The following is a 1,248-nucleotide window of genomic DNA, read 5'->3' as shown; positions in this document are numbered from 1 at the left end:
ATTTCGGTCCCTTTCGCCCGGGTCAACCAACGCCCGGGTCTGGATAGCTCCAAGTGTCCTTCTAGCTTAAGTTTCGGTGGCTACGGAATTTCAACCGTATGTGCATCGACTACGCCTCTCGGCCTCGCCTTAGCTCCCGGCTTACCTTGGGCGGACGAACCTTCCCCAAGAAACCTTAGATTTTCGGCCATTATGATTCCCACATAATTCTCGCTACTCATTCCGGCATTCTCACTCGAATACAGTCCACCGCTGCTTCCGCTGCGACTTCACCCCGCATTCGACGCTCCCCTACCACGCATTGCTGCATCCTAAGCTTCGGTTGTACGCTTAGCCCCGTTACATTTTCCGCGCAGAGTCACTCGACCAGTGAGCTATTACGCACTCTTTTAATGAGTGGCTGCTTCTAAGCCAACATCCTGGTTGTTTTCGCAATTCCACATCGTTTTCCACTTAGCGTACATTTGGGACCTTAGCTGTAGGTCTGGGCTGTTTCCCTTTTGACCACGAGACTTATCTCACGTAGTCTGACTGCTAGTCATCAATTAGCCGGCATTCTGAGTTTGATAGGGTTCAGTAACCTTATCGGCCCCTAGCCCATTCAGTGCTTTACCTCCGGTAATCTAAACTAACGCTAGCCCTAAAGCTATTTCGGGGAGAACCAGCTATCTCCAAGTTCGATTAGAATTTCTCCGCTATCCACAGGTCATCCGCCACCATTGCAACGGGGGTCGGTTCGGTCCTCCATGGAGTTTTACCTCCACTTCAACCTGCCCATGGATAGGTCACCTGGTTTCGGGTCTATTGCATGCAACTTAATTCGCCCTATTCAGACTCGCTCTCGCTTCGCCTCCGGTACTGAATACCTTAAGCTTGCTACATACAATAACTCGCCGGACCGTTCTACAAAAAGTACCTCATCACTCGTTAACGAGCTTTGAGTGCTTGTAAGCACAAGGTTTCAGGTTCTCTTTCACTCCCCTCCCGGGGTCCTTTTCACCTTTCCCTCACGGTACTGCTCCTCTATCGGTCATCAAGTAGTATTTAGGGTTGGAGGGTGGTCCCCCCAGTTTCCCACAGGGTTTCACGTGTCCTGCGGTACTCTGGATCCTGACTAAAGCAAATCAGTTTTCGGCTACGGGGCTCTCACCCGCTGTGGCCGGCCTTCCCATACCGTTCGCCTAACCTATTGCTCCGTTGTGTCAGTCCACAACCCCGGAGAATAAATCCTCCGGTTTGCCCTCTTCC

At 51.6% G+C, this 1,248-nt stretch carries 1 rRNA gene; it reads right to left on the bottom strand.

Annotation, left to right across the window (positions count from 1 at the left end):
• Nucleotides 1-1,248 (bottom strand): 23S ribosomal RNA (locus tag B5E43_RS14730); the annotation flags it as partial.

It is taken from the genome of Flavonifractor sp. An100, from assembly GCF_002161175.1.
Taxonomy (GTDB): Bacteria; Bacillota; Clostridia; order Oscillospirales; family Oscillospiraceae; genus Lawsonibacter.
Note: the sequence above shows the minus strand (reverse complement) of the source record. Positions and strands in the feature narration are given on the sequence as shown.